Source organism: Mesorhizobium sp. M7D.F.Ca.US.004.03.1.1 (assembly GCF_003998635.1).
Lineage (GTDB): Bacteria > Pseudomonadota > Alphaproteobacteria > Rhizobiales > Rhizobiaceae > Mesorhizobium > Mesorhizobium loti.
The window spans coordinates 1-1,439 of sequence record NZ_RZQG01001229.1 but is presented as its reverse complement, the minus strand read 5'-3'; the positions used below and the strand labels follow the sequence as shown (position 1 = coordinate 1,439).

Below are 1,439 nucleotides of genomic sequence, written 5' to 3'. Positions count from 1 at the left end.
GCGCTTCAGTCGCCGTCATCTGCGGGTTCTGCACCAGCGTCTGGAACAGATTGACGAACATCATGTCGCGGATCTCGTCGGCGCGGCTCTGCGCGTAGTTGAAGGCATAGGTCGGGTTCTGCCCGGTCGAGATCGGCGCGATCAGCGGCCTGCCATTGTCGTCGATGAGGCCTGGATAATTCTCGCCCGGATTGAGCACCGGCACATAGTCGAGCCGGGCCTTGGAGGCGGTCGCCGGGTCGGTGATCTGCTGCAGCGCGCGAAGCCCCGAACGGCGCACCGCGTTCTCCTCGCGCACGGTGGTCAGCGCCTCGATAGCAGGCGAGATGCCATAGGGGTCGCCCTCGTACCGGCGCCAGTTGAAGGTCGACACCGGGAAGGTGCGGAACCCGCTTTCCCGGACGATCTCCTCCTCGTCCTCGATGACGTGGTAGGAGGCGAAGGCCGTGTCGAGATATTGGTACTGGCCGCCCAGCCGATACATCTTGCGCTCGTCGCGCGGCTGGATGCACTGAATCAGCGAGATTTTCGTCTCGCACTTGGCCGGATCGTCGACCAGCATTTTTATGCGCGCCGGCAGCTTCTCATAGCCGAGCAGCTGCGCCGCCTGCCGCGCCGTGCGCTCGTAGCGGCGGTGGAAAATGTCGACCTGGCCCCAGCGGTTGCGGCTGAGGTACCCTTCGCCCACCGGGATCGAGGCGTAGCGGATCAGCGTTCCGCCAAACCCTTCCTCGGCATAGAGATAGGCTGGGCCATAGCGCACGACATTGCGCAGGCAGGCTTGCGTCGCCGGCACGAAATTCGAATTGGCGGAGTAGCGCAGCGCAAACAGGAAATCGCGCAGAGCTTCCGCCCATTCCTTCTCCTCGTCGGTCTCCTCGTCGTTCATGGCCGCCGTCGACAGCCCATGCCATTTTTCCGACTGCGGGATGATCAGGCTTTCCAGCCCCGCGGCCAGCCGGTTGGCGGCCGAGTTGATGGTGTTGGCATAGACGCGGGCGCCGCGCCGCTCCTGCCGCTCGGCCTGCGAGTCCGGACTGCCGGTTCGGCGCCCGCTCCAGATATCGGGCGCATCGGGGTCGCAGAACTCCGCCACCTGCTCCCACACAGCCTCATACTGGCTGCGCTCGCTCTCGAGCTCGGACTGGCGCGACAGGATATCGCGGGCGCGGGAATCGGTCATTTTCAATCTCGCTTGATTGGCGCGTCGCCGAAGCTGTCGATCTCACCCCTCGTGGGGGAGATAGCCGGCAGGCCAGAGGGGGGCGCGAAGGATCGCCAGCTCTTCAATCCAGGCGACTGACAACCTGCAGGGAAACGCATTGCAATGTGCCGACAGGCCGGCGGGACAGCGCCCCCCTCTGCCCTGCCGGGCATCTCCCCCACGAGGGGAGAGATCGGCTGTCTTGTCATCTTTTGCCCACTTGGCGGTGCTACGC

1 protein-coding gene is annotated in these 1,439 nt (G+C 64.9%); it reads right to left on the bottom strand.

What is annotated here, in order from left to right:
• A partial coding sequence (locus EN935_RS35855) for a portal protein (protein ID WP_127374220.1) occupies positions 1–1,183 on the bottom strand: 1,183 nt, incomplete at its 3' end.
• Positions 1,184–1,439 lie beyond the last annotated feature (256 nt).